The organism is Pseudomonas sp. FSL R10-2189, assembly GCF_009600325.1.
Classification (GTDB): Bacteria; Pseudomonadota; Gammaproteobacteria; order Pseudomonadales; family Pseudomonadaceae; genus Aquipseudomonas; species Aquipseudomonas helleri.
Map to the genome: position 1 here is coordinate 1 of NZ_WIVZ01000178.1, position 232 is coordinate 232.

The 232-nt window shown below is 53.4% G+C and carries 1 pseudogene; it reads right to left on the reverse strand.

Annotated elements, in window-relative coordinates:
• Positions 1 to 166 (reverse strand): annotated as a pseudogene (locus tag GHO32_RS26370) (IS5/IS1182 family transposase); the annotation flags it as partial.
• Positions 167 to 232 lie beyond the last annotated feature (66 nt).

Below are 232 nucleotides of genomic sequence, written 5' to 3' on the forward strand. Positions count from 1 at the left end.
GTCTCAGCGCTTTTGCAAAGGTGTCGGGATGCGCGGTGATGCCCGTTTCTGCATGGAATGCTTGCGCCAGTTCGGCTTGACTGGAATAAGGCTGCGTATGAGCGAGCCTGGCCAGCAGAGGATAATGGTGCGCAGCGATTACCGGTGGGCGTCCAGTTTTAGGCATGGCTCAATGCTGCATAGAAAGGAGGCAAGAAGTTTACTTTATTTTGTCTACACCCTCTAGGGATGC